The sequence below is a fragment of the Streptomyces humi genome (genome assembly GCF_001005085.2).
In the GTDB taxonomy this organism is placed as follows: Bacteria; Actinomycetota; Actinomycetes; order Streptomycetales; family Streptomycetaceae; genus Streptomyces; species Streptomyces humi.
The window spans coordinates 1-15736 of record NZ_LBMU02000005.1; the positions used below are offsets into that span (position 1 = coordinate 1).

General features: G+C 70.5%; 16 protein-coding genes. 6 read left to right on the forward strand and 10 right to left on the reverse strand.

Translation table 11 applies throughout. The features are described from left to right. The first annotated feature begins 272 nt into the window (after positions 1-272). On the forward strand, positions 273-818 hold the full coding sequence (locus AAW13_RS02250; protein ID WP_046733637.1) for a GNAT family N-acetyltransferase: 546 nt from the start codon (positions 273-275) through the stop codon (positions 816-818). A gap of 6 nt (positions 819-824) precedes the next feature. On the opposite strand, the gene AAW13_RS02255 is transcribed toward AAW13_RS02250, so the two are convergent. The 3 genes from AAW13_RS02255 to AAW13_RS02265 all read right to left on the reverse strand — a co-directional run bounded on the left by AAW13_RS02255 (position 825) and on the right by AAW13_RS02265 (position 3524). Then, positions 825-2126: a cytochrome P450 gene (locus AAW13_RS02255; RefSeq protein WP_240528505.1), complete on the reverse strand. Its 1302-nt coding sequence runs from the start codon at positions 2124-2126 to the stop codon at positions 825-827. A gap of 346 nt (positions 2127-2472) precedes the next feature. Beyond that, the gene (locus tag AAW13_RS02260) at positions 2473-2901 is read right to left on the reverse strand and encodes a VOC family protein (RefSeq protein WP_046733636.1); all 429 of its coding nucleotides are present in this window, start codon (positions 2899-2901) and stop codon (positions 2473-2475) included. Further along, positions 2892-3524, reverse strand: coding sequence for a TetR/AcrR family transcriptional regulator (locus tag AAW13_RS02265; protein WP_206306131.1), 633 nt, complete (start codon positions 3522-3524; stop codon positions 2892-2894). The genes AAW13_RS02260 and AAW13_RS02265 overlap by 10 nt, the downstream gene beginning before the upstream one ends. A 94-nt stretch (positions 3525-3618) precedes the next feature. Here AAW13_RS02265 and AAW13_RS02270 point away from each other — a divergent pair, with 94 nt between their 5' ends. After that, positions 3619-4590 carry a zinc-dependent alcohol dehydrogenase family protein gene (locus tag AAW13_RS02270; RefSeq protein WP_046732601.1) on the forward strand — a complete coding sequence of 324 codons (972 nt, stop codon included), beginning with the start codon at positions 3619-3621 and terminating at the stop codon, positions 4588-4590. Positions 4591-4672: 82 nt separating this feature from the next. Here AAW13_RS02270 and AAW13_RS02275 read toward each other — a convergent pair whose 3' ends face one another. From AAW13_RS02275 to AAW13_RS02285, 3 genes are all read right to left on the reverse strand, one after another. Further along, on the reverse strand, positions 4673-5749 hold the full coding sequence (locus AAW13_RS02275) for a fatty acid desaturase family protein (RefSeq protein ID WP_046732600.1): 1077 nt from the start codon (positions 5747-5749) through the stop codon (positions 4673-4675). 183 nt (positions 5750-5932) lie between these two features. Next, entirely contained in the window at positions 5933-7795 is a 1863-nt protein-coding gene (locus AAW13_RS02280) for an ABC transporter ATP-binding protein (protein ID WP_046732602.1), read from the reverse strand. A gap of 648 nt (positions 7796-8443) precedes the next feature. Then, positions 8444-9664 carry a metallophosphoesterase gene (locus AAW13_RS02285; protein ID WP_071659395.1) on the reverse strand — a complete coding sequence of 407 codons (1221 nt, stop codon included), beginning with the start codon at positions 9662-9664 and terminating at the stop codon, positions 8444-8446. Between the two features lie 242 nt (positions 9665-9906). Here AAW13_RS02285 and AAW13_RS02290 point away from each other — a divergent pair, with 242 nt between their 5' ends. Both AAW13_RS02290 and AAW13_RS02295 read left to right on the forward strand, forming a co-directional pair. Further along, positions 9907-10281: a roadblock/LC7 domain-containing protein gene (locus tag AAW13_RS02290; RefSeq protein WP_046734610.1), complete on the forward strand. Its 375-nt coding sequence runs from the start codon at positions 9907-9909 to the stop codon at positions 10279-10281. 203 nt (positions 10282-10484) lie between these two features. Further along, positions 10485-10850 (forward strand): ArsR/SmtB family transcription factor, encoded by a 366-nt coding sequence (locus AAW13_RS02295; protein WP_071659396.1) that lies wholly within the window; start codon positions 10485-10487, stop codon positions 10848-10850. A gap of 78 nt (positions 10851-10928) precedes the next feature. On the opposite strand, the gene AAW13_RS02300 is transcribed toward AAW13_RS02295, so the two are convergent. Beyond that, positions 10929-11297, reverse strand: a complete 369-nt coding sequence (locus AAW13_RS02300; RefSeq protein ID WP_046730791.1) for a VOC family protein — start codon at positions 11295-11297, stop codon at positions 10929-10931. A gap of 92 nt (positions 11298-11389) precedes the next feature. On the opposite strand from AAW13_RS02300, the gene AAW13_RS02305 reads away from it, so the two are divergent. After that, a complete protein-coding gene (locus AAW13_RS02305; RefSeq protein WP_046730792.1) occupies positions 11390-12349 on the forward strand; it encodes a helix-turn-helix transcriptional regulator in 960 nt (319 codons plus the stop codon). A 113-nt stretch (positions 12350-12462) separates the two neighbouring features. On the opposite strand, the gene AAW13_RS02310 is transcribed toward AAW13_RS02305, so the two are convergent. Continuing rightward, positions 12463-12819 (reverse strand): hypothetical protein, encoded by a 357-nt coding sequence (locus AAW13_RS02310; protein WP_046730795.1) that lies wholly within the window; start codon positions 12817-12819, stop codon positions 12463-12465. Positions 12820-13080: 261 nt separating this feature from the next. Continuing rightward, positions 13081-13770, reverse strand: a complete 690-nt coding sequence (locus AAW13_RS02315) for a DUF4142 domain-containing protein (protein ID WP_046730796.1) — start codon at positions 13768-13770, stop codon at positions 13081-13083. Positions 13771-14245: 475 nt separating this feature from the next. On the opposite strand from AAW13_RS02315, the gene AAW13_RS02320 reads away from it, so the two are divergent. Further along, positions 14246-14914, forward strand: coding sequence for a Type 1 glutamine amidotransferase-like domain-containing protein (locus AAW13_RS02320; protein ID WP_046730793.1), 669 nt, complete (start codon positions 14246-14248; stop codon positions 14912-14914). A gap of 84 nt (positions 14915-14998) precedes the next feature. Here the strand turns inward: AAW13_RS02320 and AAW13_RS02325 are convergent, their stop codons facing one another. Beyond that, a complete protein-coding gene (locus AAW13_RS02325; RefSeq protein ID WP_071659397.1) occupies positions 14999-15484 on the reverse strand; it encodes a Rieske (2Fe-2S) protein in 486 nt (161 codons plus the stop codon). Between the last annotated feature and the right edge of the window lie 252 nt (positions 15485-15736).

A 15736-nucleotide genomic window follows, 5' to 3' on the forward strand; every position in this document is an offset into this window, starting at 1 on the left:
CGCCCCGACGACCACGATCCGGCCGTCGCGCGACACCCGTTCACGCTGGACCTCGTCGTCGGAGTTCGGGTCGTACATCAGCGCTTCCTCAGGCCGTCGGTGCCTGAATGCCGTCAGAAAATCAGCGTAACAGCGACACCGATACCGGCGAGTCGAGCGCTGATCGCCCGGATGACCGCAGGTCAGAGCCCCGGTCTCGGTGCGCCTCGCCGTGTCGTGCCACCTCGGGGTGTTCCCATGGGGCTGCGCACCCCGGGGTGTTCCAATGGGGCATGGAATCGTCCTGGACTGGTCATCGGGTACGCCTTCGCGCTGTCGAGCCGGACGACTGGACAGCGTTCATGCGCTTCGCGGACGAGGAAGACCGGCGGGGAAGCCGGCTGGATCTGCCGCGCTCCGCCGAGAGCTGCCGGGCGTGGGCGAAGGAGCAGGCCCTTGCCGAGTGCGAGGACGACTGCTTCCGGTTGGGGGTCGAGGCGACGGCCAGGGGGGAGCTGGTCGGCACCGTCGGCTCACATCGCACCGGCCGGCGTTCCGGCTGGTTCGAGCTCGACGTCATGATCGGCGCCGACCACCGGCGCAGGGGCTACGCGACGGAAGCCGTGGTACTGCTGTCGCGCTTCATGTTCGCCGAGCGCCGCTATCACAAATGCCTGGCGGCGGTCCTCGCCCACAACGAGCCGTCGCTGCGGCTGTTCCGCAGGCTCGGTTTCACCGAGGAGGGACGCTTGCGGGAACACGTCTTCTTCGCCGGCCGGCACCACGACCTGGTCATGATGGGCATGCTCGCGGACGAGTTCGACACGAGACACGCGTGACCCTCGTCAGCCGCGCGAGGTGGCCCGCAGGCGCAGGCCGGCCGGTGCGAGGCCTTCGAGGGTGGTGACCCGGTGGCTGGGATCCGGGCCGGGCGGTTCGCTCAAGTGGAGGCGGCGGGCGGTCTGCGCGGTCAGGAGCGTCAGCATCGTCATGGCCAGTGCGGAGCCCTCGCAGCCGTGCGGCCCGGTACCGAACGAGAGGAACGCCCCGGGTTCCGCCGGTGATGCCGGACCGTCGAGCCAGCGCTCGGGCCGGAACCGGTCGGGCTCGGCATACTCCCGTGCGTCGCGGTGGGCGGTGTAGGGGCAGACGAGAACGGTGGAACCGGCGTCGATGGTGTAGCCGGCGAGCTCGGTCCGCCGCGCGGCGCGCCGCGTCAGCAGCCAGCTCGGGGGGTACAGCCGGAGCACCTCGCTCACCAGTGCCTGGGTGTACGCCAGGCCTCCGAGGTGGGCGCTGGTCGTATCGGCCGGGTCCACGGGCAGCGAGGCCGCTTCGGTCGCCACGCGGTCCGCGGCCTGGGGGTCCCGGGCCAGCTGGAGCAGGATCCATCCGGCTGCCCGGGTAGGGGTTTCGAAGGTGGCGACGGTGATTCCGGGGAGCGTGTCGAGTACTGCCTCCTCCGGCAGCGGACCGTAGCGGGGGGAGGGGCGGAGCATCTGGCCGAGCATGTCGTCACCGAGCGGGCCCGGCGAACGACGCCGGCGGACGACGGGCCGCAGAGCCTCGGTGAAGGCGATCTGCTGCCGGGTGCGGAACCGCCGTGCGGGCGTGGGCACCCAGCGCGGCCACACCCAGCGCGACGGGCGCACGAGCACCTCCCGGGCCAGGAAGAGCCGCGCGGCGTACGGCAGCAGGGCGGGAGCGTCCGCGGAGAAGAGACAGCCCACGCCGACCTCTGCCAGAGTGTGCCGAACGACGGGCAGGATCTCGACGTCCTGGCCCGTGGGCAACTGGTCGGCGAATCGAGCGGTGCCGCACGCGACCTCACCGACCCGCGCCGCGACCGCCTGCGCGCGCAGTCCACGCATGCGGGAGGCGTGGGCGCGCGCACGCTCCTCTGCCGTCGGTGCTCCGCTCGACCGCCGCAACGGCGGGAAGAGGGGCGACGGTGCCTTGGGGAAGTCCTGCGCGCGGCGCAGCACCGCCTCGCACGGCCCGGCCGCGGCGGCCACGTAGACGCCCGGCTCCAGCTGCCAGACGTCCCCGCACTCGTCAGCGCCACGCCGCGCCATCGCCAGCCGGTCGCGGCTCCAGGCGGCGAAGCTGCCGTCGGGCAACCGCGGCGGCTCGTTGCTTCGGCCCATGAGACCGTCCCTGGTTCGCGTACCCGTCCAGGCCGATATCGCCGGTAGCGCGGCTCGGGACTGGCGGGCGCCCTCAGGTGCCCGCCAGCGGTGTGGTCAGTCCTAGTGGTCGCCGGCGTACGCATCCCATTCGTGGACCCCGTACGCACCGTAGTGGCGGGTGAAGGACAGCCGGCCGAGCAGCTTGGCGATCATGATGCACTCCTCTCGCCTGCCTGCGGCACCAAAAGCCACACATGGCATATTGCCACATACCGCATTTCTACGGTATAGCGGGCATTCCGTTCGCTATAGCGGCGTACGAAGAACCGGTGACCATCACGGGCGGCCGGTACGAGCCGGATGCTCAGTCGACGCAGAACTCGTTGCCCTCGATGTCCAGCATCGGTATGCACGCGTCGTTGCCGTCGTAGAGCGTCCGCACGTGTACGGCACCGAGCGGCACCAGTCGCGCGCACTCGGCCTCCAGTGCGGCGAGCCGCTCCTCGCCCACCAGTCCGGTGCCGACCCGCACATCGAGATGCACCCGGTTCTTGACGGCCTTCCCCTCGGGAACACGCTGGAAGTACAGCCGTGGGCCCACACCTGTGGGGTCCACACACGCGAACCATGAATCCCGCTGCTCCGGTGGCTGCGAATCCCAGAACTCGTCCCAGGTGGCGAAGGTCTCCGGTGGTGGCGGCACGACGTACCCCAGCACCTGGCACCAGAACCGAGCCAGGCGCTCGGGTTCCGCACAGTCAAAGGTGACTTGGAACTTCTTGATCACTGACATCGGCGCACCCTAGCAGTCGGGTGGGCGTCTCCGTCCGGCGTCTCCGTTCCCGGTGCGGCGCGGAACGCCTCGATCACATAGGACGCGAAGCGGCGGGAGGCCGTGATCCGGGCGGCACGGGGTGTGTCCTGGAGGCCCCGGTGGGCCATGAGCATGAGGACCAGGTCGTCGATGACGAAGTCGGAGCGCAGCCGGCCGGACTCCTGGGCGCGGCGGGCCAGTTCTCCGACCGCCCGCAGCGTCCGCTCCCGGTCGGCGGTGAAGTCCATGGCCTCGGGGAAGGCCGTCATGAAGGCGTCGGCGAACCCTCGGCTGTGCGCGTGGAGTTCGCAGATGCGCTCGATCAGGCTCCGGAACCCGTGCCATGCGTCGGGGTCGGCGAGAGCGTCACGGACGGCGGCCTGGCAGGCCCGCCGCTGCTCGGCGAAGGTCTCCGCGACCAGGACCTGCTTGGTGGGGAAGTGCCGGTACAGCGTGGCGGGGCCGACGTCCGCGTGCCGGGCGACTTCGCGCATGGGCGCGCTCAGGCCCGCTTCGCCGAACACCGTGCGAGCGGCGTCCAGGATGCGGCCCCGGTTGTCGCGGGCGTCGGAGCGCATGGTCCGAGGCAGATCGGCAGTCATCGTTTCTCACTTTAGCCAGACGGACGGGGGCGTCCGTTACGGTCCGAAGACGGTGTGGGCGTCCGGTCCCGCCGCCTTCCTCAGGAGCAGAGCCATGAAAGCCGTCGTGATCAGGACGTTCGGAGACCCCACTGGTCTGGAGGTCGCCGATGTGCCGGTGCCCGTTCCCGCCCCGGGGCAGGTGCGGATCGCCACGGAGGCGATCGGGGTGGGCGGCGTGGACGCCGTGATCCGCCGGGGCGCGCTCGCCGCCTACGGCTTCCGGGAGGGCCACCTCCTCGGCAGCGAGGTCGCGGGCCGGGTCACCGCGGTGGGAGAGGGGGTGGATGCCTCGTGGACGGGGCGCCGGGTGTGGGCGTTCACCGGCCTGTCCGGAGGGTACGCCGAGCAGGCCGTCGCGGCGGTCGAGGACGTCCTGGCCCTGCCCGACGACCTGACCGGCGCCGACGCGGTGGCCCTCGGCGGCTCCGGAGTGGTTGCCCACTTCGCCCTGGACCGGGCCCGTCTCGCGCCCGGTGAGACGGTGCTCGTGCGCGGTGCGGCGGGCAGTATCGGGATCACCGCGGTCCAGCTCGCCGCCAGGACCGGTGCGAGCGCGGTGGCGGTCACCACGTCGTCGGCGGAGCGCGGCGCCCGCCTGCGGGACCTGGGCGCGACCCACGTCCTCGACCGCTCCGGCGGAGTCGCACCGGACGTGCCGGACGCACCGGCGGGCTTCGACGTGGTGATCGATGTCGTAGGGGGACCCCAAGTGCCGCGTTTCCTGGACAGGTTGAACGCCAACGGGCGGTACGTGGCCGTCGGCGTGGTCGGTGGACAGCCGCCGGCTGACTTCGGTATGCGGCTGATGGACGGCTTCCGCAGATCGCTGTCGTTCGCCACTCTCAGCTCCGACACCGTGCCCGGCCCCGACCGGCAGGCCGTGCGGTCGTCCCAGTTCGCCGACGCCGTGCGCGGGGACCTGCGCACGGTCGTGCACGCGGTGCTGCCGCTGGAGCAGGCGGTGCCGGCCCATCGGGAGATGGACGCGGGGAAGGTGTTCGGCAGGATCGTGCTGACACCGTGAGCAGGGCGGGCACGGCCTTCGGCGCCGGTGCCGGATCCCCGCGGCCGGCCTTCCCCACCCGACGGGTTCCGCCCGCGAGCGGTCAGGATGCCCTTCGCCGCCGCCTGATCGGCTCCCCCACCCGGTGCAGGTGCGTGAGAGCCTCGCGGTAGGACTGGATCAGCCCCGTCTCGTGGTACGGCACGCCGATCTCCTCGCAGTACGCGCGTACGACGACCTGCGCCCGCCGCAGATGAGGCGAGGGCATGCTCGGGAACAGGTGGTGCTCGATCTGGTAGTTGAGTCCGCCGAGCATGAGGTCGGTGAGCCGGCCGCCACGCACGTTGCGGGACGTGAGCACCTGCCGACGCAGGAAGTCGGGCCGGTCGTCGCCGCTGAAGGTGGGCATGCCCTTGTGGTTCGGGGCGAAGACGCTGCCGAGATACACACCGAAGAGGCACTGGTGCACGACGAGGAACGCGATCGCCTTGCCGGGGGAGAGGACCACGAAGAGCACGGACAGGTAGGCGGCCAGGTGCAGCAGGAGCAGGCCGCCCTCCAGCCGGCGGTTCTTCATGGACGGTGACAGGACCGCCCGGACGCTCGCCACATGCAGGTTGAAGCCTTCCAGGGTCAGCAGCGGGAAGAACAGGAACGCCTGGTGGCCGCCGATGAAGCGGGCCAGACCCTTGCTGTCGCGGGCCTGCTCCGTGGACCACACCAGGATGTCGGGGGCGACATCGGGGTCCAGCTGCTCATGGTTGGGGTTGGCGTGGTGGCGAGTGTGCTTGTTCATCCACCAGCCGTAGCTCATGCCGATGCCGAGATTCCCGAAGAGCCGGCCCCAGGCCGCGCTCGGGCGGCGCTGCCGGAACACCTGCCGATGCGCCAGGTCGTGTGCCACCAGCGCGACCTGGCCGAAGACCAGAGCCATGACGAAGGCGACGGCCAGCTGCCACCAGGTGTCGCCCAACGCGAGGAAGGCCGCCCAGCCCCCCGCGAGCAGCCCGGTCACGAGGGTGAGCCGCACCGCGTAGTAGCCGGAGCGCCGCCGCAGCAGGCCCGCCTCGTCGATGCGCTGGGACAGCCGGGCGAAGTCGCTGCCGGTGTCTGGGCGGGTTCTGCGGGGGTGCGCGGAGGACGGTGCGGTGGTGGTCGAGGCGGCTGAGGAAGTCGTCATGCAGCCGAGTCTCGCTACGACCGCGACACCGGAACCAGCCGGTCAGCCGCAGGTTCCCTGGGGGGCCGGACCCCCGTCGACCCATGGGGCTGTCCCCACCGTCGTACCCCCTGAGCTGCGGAGGAAGATCGGCTGGGCCGGTCAACGGCTGAGACGTCTCGACGTGGCGCCGGGGGCGGTCGCTCACGCGGGGGTCCCGCGGCGCTCGCCGTCCGACCCGGACGTGATCTGGTAGGACAGCAACTGCTGGAACAAGCCGGGCTGTCCGCGGAGTTGAGCGTAGGTGCCCTCCTGGACGATCCTGCCTTCGTCGAGGACCACGACGCGGTCGGCGACGGCGACGTTGGTGATCCGGTGGGTCACCAGCAGTACGGCCCGGTCCCGGGCGAGGTTCCGCAGCCGCTGGAAGATGCGGTACTCGGCGCGGGGATCCAGGTTGGCCGTCGGTTCGTCGAGGACCAGCAGACCGGCCTGCCGGAAGAACGCCCGCGCCAGAGCGATGCGTTGCCACTGTCCGCCGCTGAGCTCCTCCCCGTTCAGCCACTCGCGGGCCAGGAGCGTGTCCAGGCCGGACCGGAGTCTGACCACGACCTCGTCGGCGTCCGCCGCCTCGCACGCCTCTCGCACCGCCGCGTCGCCACGTTCCGTGGGCTGTCCCTGGGTCACGTTCTCGCGCACGGTCAGCGGCCAGTGCGCGTAGTCCTGCGGCACGAGGGCCACCTGCCGCCACAGCGCCTGCGGATCGGCGTCGCCGGTCGGAACCCCGTCCCACAGCACCTGACCGTCCGTGGGCAGGTAGAGACCGCTGACCAGCTTCGACAGGGTCGACTTGCCCGAGCCGTTGAAGCCGACCAGCGCGGTGACCTCGCCACGGCGCAAGGTGAGCGAGACCTCGGACAGCGCGTCACGGTCCTTGCCGGCGTACCGGTGGGTGACCGACTTGACCTCGATGGTCCGCGGCGGTTCGGGGTGGTGCGGGCCCCGGCGCATCCGGAAGCCGCCGGCCTTGTCCAGGAAGCCGGTCCAGTCGTCCATGTACAACCCCGTACGCACGGCACGCGCCCCGACGGAGACCAGGCCGCGGATCGACGTGCCCACCGTCTGTAGCGCGAAGACGGCCGTACCGGCACGCCCGACGGTGATACGGCCGGTCGCGAGCAGCCACACGACCGCCGCCCACACCACCGCCGACCCCAGCCCTCCGCACAGGGCGCCGACCAGGGACATCCGGGCGCCCTTGTCGGCCGCGGCCCGGTCCTCGCGGTTGATCCGGGCCACCGTCTGCCGGTAGCGGCCGGACAGGAACCCGGCCATGGTTCCGGCGCGGATCTGGTCCGCGGCGTCCTTGGTGTAGATGTGCCAGCGCAGCACCGACAGCATCCGGTTGTCGCCGTTGCTGCGCAGGTTCGCCAGGTAACGCACCCGGGCGGCGCTGACCTGGGCCAGGGCCTGCGGCAGGCTGGCCGCGACGAGGAGGGGGAGGAGGACCCGGTGCACCCCGGCCAGGACGAGCGCCCCCGCGAGGAAGCCGGCGCCCGAGGCGATCAGGTCCTGGCCCTCGTTGATCAGGTCGCCCGTGACCTGTGCTCCGCGGTCGGCGGCTTCCCGGTCGCGGTTGAAGTCGGGGTCGTCGTACGCGCACAGCTCGACCCCGGCGCAGCCGTCGATGAGCATCTGCTCGGCTTCCCTCGACATCAGCGGGCCGAGCCGGGACGACAGCCAGTTGACGGTGATTCCGAGCAGCGCGCGCACGCCCGCGGCGCCGGCGAGCAGGGCGACGGAGGGCCATGCCTGGAGGAGCCGGTGGTAGACGTCTCCGCTGCGCAATAGGGCCGTCAGGGTGCCGGAGATGGCGATCAGGCCGAGGGCCTGGGTCACACCGGTGACGGTCTGGCACAGCAGCAGTCCGGCGGTCGCCCGGCGGTCGACACGCCAGGCCAGAGCCAGCGAGCGGCGCACCAACTGCGGGAGGCGCCGGGCCATGTCCCGCATCCGGATCGAACGGCCGGCTGCCTCACGGCTGCCGGTCAGGTCGACGTACCGCATCCGCGGCTCGGCAGCGGTGCGCGGTCCGGGCACACTGTCGGCCGGCGCCTCGGTGGGCTCACTCATGCCGCCCGCCCCACCCCGCGTCCGCCGTACGTACGGCACCGGGCCTGCCGTCAACGTCGTGCCTGGGCACGCCGGGTCGCTGTTCGAATCCCGGAGGCTGCTGCAAGGGGGCGGGGGTGGGGCGCATGGCGTGTCCTCCAGCTGGCGTCGACGTGGCCCTGATGCTCTGGAAACGCGCTGGCACGGGTCGCGTCACGGGCCGATCGCACGGGACGGGGCGAACGCGAGTTCCCATGCCGGGTGCCGGGCGTGCGGGCTCTGGCCGGTCGGGGTCAAACTCGTTCGATCAGGGAGGCGTTCACCCCTCCGGGGGATTGCGAACACCGCGCACCGCGCACCAGCAGCGCGGCCGCGGCCACCTGGGATCGAGCCCGCGCGAGACGGCCGCCGAGCCTTGTGCGGGTGGCCTCGGCCGAGCCCTCCCGGTGGCCTCTGCCGAGCCTTGTGCCGGTGGCCTCTGCCGAGCCCTGGCCACGAAGCCGTGGTACCGCTGGACGTCGTGGGCCGTGCTGGAGTGACGGTTCACCCCCGACAGGCATGAGTCCTTCCGGGGGTGCCGGGAAAGCGCGCGCCGCGCCCCGGCTACGCCGAGGTGGCCTGGTGCGGGGAGCGGAGCACGAGCAGGGTGATCTCGCTGGGGGCGAAGATCCGGAACGGCGGGCCCCAGAAGCCGGTGCCGCGGCTGGTGTAGAGAAGGGTGCGGGCGCCGTGGCGGCTGAGACCGGCGACAGCGGGCTGGTCGATCCGGACCAGGTGATGGAAGGGCCAGATCTGCCCGCCGTGGGTGTGGCCGGACAACTGGAGGTCGATGCCGTCGGCCGCCGCCCGGTCGACGAACTTGGGCTGGTGCGCCAGGAGCAGGACGGGCAGGTCGGGGTCGGCGCCGTGCAGGGCTCCGGCGAGATGGGCACGGTGGCCCGCCAGGCCGGAGGACTCGGCGGTGACGTCGTCGACGCCGGCGACCACGAGGGTGTCGCCGCCGCGTTCGAGCAGCAGATGGCGGTTGCGCAACGGCTCCCAGCCCAGCTCGTCCATCAGGTCGACCCAGCCCTGGGCCTCGCTGTAGTACTCGTGGTTGCCGGTGACGTACACACGCGCCCGGGTGGCGCGCACGGTACCGAGCGGGAGGGCCTGGGCGCGGCGGCGTTCGGCCGTGCCGTCCGCGATGTCACCGGTGTGGCAGACGAGGTCGGCCTCCAGGGCGTTCACCGTCTCGCACACCCGTGCCGACCAGCGGGCACGATCGAGCGGGCCGTAGTGGGTGTCGGTGATGAGGACGACCCGGAGGCCGTCCAACCCCGCACCCAGCCGGGGGAGCCGCACGTCGAGCCGACGCACGCGCGGCACCCGCCGGGCCTCGGCGCAGCCCCAGGCGAGCAGGACGGCGCTGACGGCGAGCACCGCCCACGTGACGATCCGAGCCCGGTCCTGGCTCGCCCCGGCGCCGGCCACGGTGAGGGCGAGCCGCAACAGAACGCCGAGCAGCACGGACCAGGTGAACAGGACCCAACTGGTGCCCAGCAGGGTGTCTCCGACGATCGCGGCACCGTCCTGCTGGCGCCGGCCGTGACCGCGCACCATCGCGAGCGGCATACCGACGAGACCGAGGGCGAACAGCGTGGTGCCGACGAGCGTGACGGGCAGCGGCCAGTGCTGGCCCGTGAACAGGAGCACCCAGCAGGGCACGGCCCACAGCAGGACCGGAGCGACGAGGGGGATGTAGCGCATCAGTCGGTGCAGCCGACTCGGCCGTGGCGCCTGTGTCTCACCCTCGGCGGGCCGGATGTCACTGGTGTCGGTCACGCTTACCCTCCCTGACCAGACTGCCGTATCGCGCACTGTATCCGGTCACCCCCGGACCACCCGGACCGGCCTGTGGACCGAGCGACTGGGTCTCGACGGCAGGCGGGCGAAAACGAACCAGAACGGCTGACGAGCCGGTATCACCCGGTCAGTATCCGTCAGACCCGGAAACGTCACACCGGCGTCGGATCCCCGGCCCTACGGTCCTTTCCCGAACCGACACCCGAAGGGGAGGCGCTGCTATGGCGAGCGTGGAAGTGTCACTGAAGGAAATGATGGCCGGGACCGAGGGGGCGCTGGGGGCGGCCGTGGTCGACTACACCAGCGGCATGGCTCTGGGGACGCTGGGCGGGAGCAAGGATCTCGACCTGACCGTCGCCGCGGCGGGGAACACGGATGTGATCCGCGCCAAGGTGCGCACGATGGGGGAGCTGGGTCTGAAGAGCCGGATCGAGGACATCCTGATCACGCTGGAGAGGCAGTATCACCTCATCCGTCTCATCACCGGCCGCAGCGGGAACGGCCTGTTCCTGTATCTGGTCCTCGACAAGGAACGCTCGAACCTGGCCATGGCCCGTCACCAGCTCAAGCGGGTCGAGGAACAACTCGAGGTGTAGAAGCGCTCCGAGGTCCGGAACCTTGTGCGCCCATGATGTGAAGACTTCTTCAAGTGACCACATCAGCATGATCCCAATTCATGCCTGCACAAGTCCCTGAGCGGCCAGGATCGGCCGTACACGGCCAACGCGGCGGTGCCGCAGGGCACCGCCGCGCTCGCCGGAGATCCCACCCCGCCCGACCCGGCAGAGAGCGAACGGTCATGAAAGTCCCCCTCTACCAAGCCAAGGCAGAGTTCTTCCGCATGCTCGGGCATCCTGTGCGGATCAGGGTTCTGGAGCTGCTCCAGCACGGGCCCGTTCCCGTACGGGACCTGCTCGCCGACATCGAGATCGAGCCGTCCAGCCTCTCGCAGCAACTGGCCGTTCTGCGCCGGTCCGGCATCGTGGTGTCCACGCGGGAGGGATCCACCGTCCGCTACGCCCTGGCCGGCGGCGACGTCGCCGACCTACTGCGCGCGGCGCGCCGTATCCTCACCGAACTCCTCGACGGACAGAACGTCCTCCTCGCCGAACTCCGGGAGGTGGATGCGCCCACCGAGCCCGTGCCGGCGCACGATCGCGGCTGACTGTGCGTATGCGGCTCCCACCCCTCATGGGCGTAGGCAGCCGGCGACACCGTCGTACCTCGCCACGCTACGCGCCGTTCAGTCCTGCGGTGCGACGCGGATACGGTTCCCGTCAGGATCGGCTGCGAGGAAGGTCAGCCCGAACCCCGCGTCATGAGGCTCGCGCAGGATGGTGACCCCCTTGGACTTCCACTGTTCGAAGGTCGCGTTGAGCTCGTCGGGGCCACCGTCGATGGCCAGGCAGAGCTCACCGGTGCGCGGGACGTCCGGTGCCAGATGCTCGAACTGGCCGGACCACAGGCCGAGGTCAGCACCTGGCCCGAGGTCGAAGGTGATGTATCCCGGAGTCTCGAACGAGGGGCTCATGCCGAGGAGGCCGCCGTAGAAACGGGCGGCGGCGGGAGCGTCGTTCACGTAGACGACGGACACGACCGATGTGGTGGTCATGGTTGTTCCTTCCCACAGGTGGTAGGTACGCATCCGCCAGCCTGACCGGGATATGCGCCGTATCGTGTCGCAGTTCCTGAAAAAATCGGTGGGTGACCCCGGACCGCTTCTTCACCCTGATGCTGCTCCTCACATCGAGGGATGCCGTGACCACACAGGAACTCGCCTCAGCGCTCGGGGTGTCCCTTCGAACCGTCACCCGAGACCTGAACTGGCTCCGCGACGCCGGTCTGCCGGTGATCGCACACCGGGGCCGCCTCGGAGGCGTGACCATGCTGCCCGGGTCCGGACCCGACCTCACGCGACTCACACCGGGCGAGCGTGATCATCTGGCGCTCACCGGGCTGGATGAGCAGCAACGCGCGGAGCTCGACGCATCGGCCGAAAGCCGGCGCGCGCTCGCCAAGGTCGCCGCCGCACAGCCGCGTCGAGCTGATGAGCTCCTGCCGCTCACCGACGTAGTGCACGTGGACAGCCGTCCCTGGCGTCAGGCACCAGTTTCCGGCCCGACGCCCGCTTCGCTGATCGGCGCGGTGCGGCGAGGCCGCCGGCTACGGATCGAGTACGACAGCCCACGCGAGTCAAGCCCACGCGACGTGGTCGTGGATCCCTACGGACTGTTCGCCAAGGCCGGCATCTGGTACCTCGTCGCCGACTGTGCCCGAGTGCCGCGGATGTACCGACTCGAACGGATCACGACGTGGAAGGAAGTCGACCAGCCACGACGGATCCGCGAGAGCCAGACCCTGGCCACCGTCGCCGCGGCGCTCACCGCTCAGTGGGAACACCACCACGCGATAGAGGTCAGCGCCACCATCGACCAGACCCAGATCGAGCGAGCGCGACGGATCTTTGGCCTACGACTCGTCCGGGACGACCGTGACGACCATGAAGAACCCACCGCCGGCCACAAGGTGACGATCCGCTTCCTGCGTCTGGAGGACGTGCGAGCACTCCTGCCGTTCGGGAGTGCCGTCACGGTGCACGCCCCCACCGAAGCCAGGGCTCACCTCCGCGACCTCGCCACCGGTCTTGCCCACCACTACGCCTGAAGGCCGGCCCGTGAAGGTTCCGAGCCGGCGAGCGCGCGGTCGCTTCGAAACCCACCGAGGCGGCGTGGGCTCAGCGCGGGGAACGGGCGTGTCCGCCAGCGGCCGATGCCGGTTCAGTGAAACTCGTGCACCACCTGGATCGGGCCGATGATGTGTGCGTTGAACTCGTCCAGTTCCTCGGCCGGCACCCACAGCTCCAGGATCGTCTGCCCGCCCGCCTGCTGGACCGGATACCTGCGCAAGAACTCCGCTTCGACCTCGAACCGGGTGACGAAGCCGGCACCGTCATGCTTGACGTTCCAGTCCCGCGCGATCCTGACGGCGTAGTCCTCGTCGAGGACCGGGTAGAAGATCGGTTGTTCCGGCAGCCGCGGTGGCCAGGCGCGCCAGTTCAACTCCCGTACCAGCGCCAGTTCCTCGGGGCCGGTGGGACGCCACAGGGTCGTCGATCGCTGGCTGGTCACGGGTATCGCTCTCTGGACGTGGCAACCGCCGGTGTGGCTGGCCGGGAGCCCGACAGTACCTGCTGGCCCGGTACGGCAACCAGAGTCCCGGAGAGTGCCCGGTCGCGGGTGCCCCGGCTGCCACCACGCCATGTTCGGCACCGTCCGCCCGCACGACCTCACCCTGAGGTCATCCGCCGAGCATCGCCCGTTCGGCAGGCCGCCCTGACCGAAGGCGGTCTGCCGACCGGGCGACGACGCGACGCATCGTCGTGGCGATGCGTCCGCTCACCCCGCCGTCGGACTCGGCGACACCGTGCTGTCGGCCGGTGGAGTGAGGATCACCTGGGGCTGGCCCGCGATCGCGGGCGGTGGGGTCAGGTCCTGGGCCGGAAGGCCGGGCGAAGCGGTTTCCCGGGCGAGGACCTGGCCGAAGTCGACCAGGCCGGTCTCCTCCACGGCTGTGATGTGGTCCAGCACCGTGTCGTTGGCCTGGTCGGCCAGAGCACGGACCAGCGAGTTCCTCGTGGTGGTGCGGACGCCGGCGATCGTGGTGAGGAACTGGCCGTTGGCCGCTCGCACGGTGGTCGCCAGGTCGGTGTCGAACTGCTTGCCGCTCTCCGCTTTCAGCCGGGATTCGAAGCCCTGCTGCTGAGGCGACGGCCGGTTGGGCAGTGTGATGCCCAGCTGTCCGGCGACGTCGCGACAGGCAGCGTCCAACGCGGCGTCCCCGTCGACCAGTTGCTCCCCGGCCTTCCTGACGGCCTTCGCCGTCCCCTTCTTCGCCGCCGTCTGGCCGGCGGGGTACTCCCACAGTCCGGCCGAGCGCACCTGGACCACGAAATCGCGGTCGGCTTCCGTCAGCGGCCCGGTCGCCGGTGCGGCGACGACCCGCGCGGACGCGCTGTTGACCTTCTGAACTCCTAGCATGGAGGGGTAGAGGAGCGAGCCGAGGGTGAGGCTGATCGCACCACCCAGGAAGAGAGTTCCCGCTGCCTTTTGCGAAACGAGCACCGTGTCTCCTGATCCGGTTCTTCGGATCCCGCACACAGGGAGCTACGGATGCGACGGTTCCCCAACGCCTCTAGAGATCCTTTTGTACTCGTCATGACTTGGCAAAGCGGTCGGCGTTCAGCGGTGTGAAGAAGGGCCGTTCGGCCCTATCCGCCGTCAGGGAAGGGACTGTTAGGCCCTATCGGGGACAGGGGCCTCGCGGTTGACCATGGAGCGGCAGCCGGGAGGGGGCAGGTCCAATCCCGCACTTCTGGTCCTTCCCGGCTCGCTGACGACACCAAACTGACGGGGAGGAGACCCCTCGGTCGACGAGACACGCGCGCGGACAGCCCTGGCGGTGACCAGCGAAGGGGCGTGTTCGTGCTGCCGCAGTGCCGTGACGGTGCCGGGGGATCCCGGGGTCGTTGCGCGGGCCCGCCGACCGTGCTTATCTCGCCCGATGAACTTTTTGTTGACGGCGAGCGGCTTGCGTAACCCGACACTGCGGGACGCCCTTCGGGACATGCTGGGAAAGCCGTTCGAGTCGGCGAACGTCGTGTACGTCCCCACGGCGTCGGTGGCCGAGCCGGGGGACCACGGATGGTTCGTCGAGGACCTGAACCGGCTGTACGGCCTGGGCTGGCGGGAGTTCGACGTCCTGGAGCTGAACGGCCTGCCCCGGCAGCTGGTGCTCGACCGGCTGCGCCACGCCGACGTCGTCTACGTCGAGGGCGGTAGCCACTACCACCTCGCGCGCAGCATCACCGGCAACGGCCTGGCCGACGGTTTCCTGGAGGCACTGGAGAGCCGGGTCTACGTGGGGGTGAGTGCCGGCTCGATGATCTTCAGCCGTCATCTCACCGAGCACTCCGCCGACGTGATCGGGGACGCCGCCGACCTCCATGTGCTCGGCGCGACGACCGTGGAGCCGCCGTTCGGCCTGTTCGACTGGTATCTCAAGCCTCACCTGTACTCGCCGCACTTCCCCGAGCGGGACGACGCGTGGGTCGATCGCATCGTCGCGCGGGCGGACTTCCCGATCTACTTCATCGACGACGACACGGCTGTCCGAGTCAGGGACGGCCAGGTGGATGTCGTCACGGAAGGCCGGTGGCGGTTTCACCCGTGACTCCACGTGACGTGCCGGCAATTCGACCGTCGTAGGCGGGCGTTCGCGAAGGGGTGCCGCGGCTCACGGGGGTGAGCCGCGAGGTCAGGTCAGTCTGATGGTTCCGTCGGTGACGGTCACGGCCGTCGACGGCAGGGGGCGGGTCGCCGGGCCTGAGATGACCTTGCCGTCCGCGATGGCGAACCGGCTCTTGTGGCAGGGGCACACGATCGCGCCGTCCTCCACCGCGGAGACGGTGCAGCCCTGGTGTGTGCAGACCGCCGAGAACGCCTTGAACTCGCCCTCGGTCGGCTGGGTGACGACCACCTTCGCGGCCTGGTCGACCAGCCCCCCGCCCACGGGGACGTCGGACGCCTTGCCCAGTTCCGTACCGCCGCCACCGGAGGTACCGGCGGACGGTTCACCGCTCTGTGACGGGGATGATCCGTCCTGCCCGGTGCCCAGGTCCGGCCCTCTCTCCTTCTCCTTGGTGCCGCACGCGGTCAGTGCGGCCGCGACGCCGGCGGCTCCCACCCCCGCCATGACGTTACGGCGGGTACGAGGTCCGGCGATGCCGGAGGACTCGGCCATGCGTCACTTCCTGTCACTCGGCTCGAAGCGGGCGGGGCGAGACGGCACCGCCCGGCACCAGAGGTGAATCCCTCGGCCCACCGTACCGATCAACGGCGGCCCCGATCGCGGGATTCAGGTGAACGTCACGTCGTACTTCGGCCATTTCCGGATCGGCCCGCGGAACTTCGGACAGTCCGCGCCCCGCGGCATGCTCACAATGCCGCGCGTGACATGTCAAGGAAGTACCGCCCGGCCTCTGCGGCCGTGCTT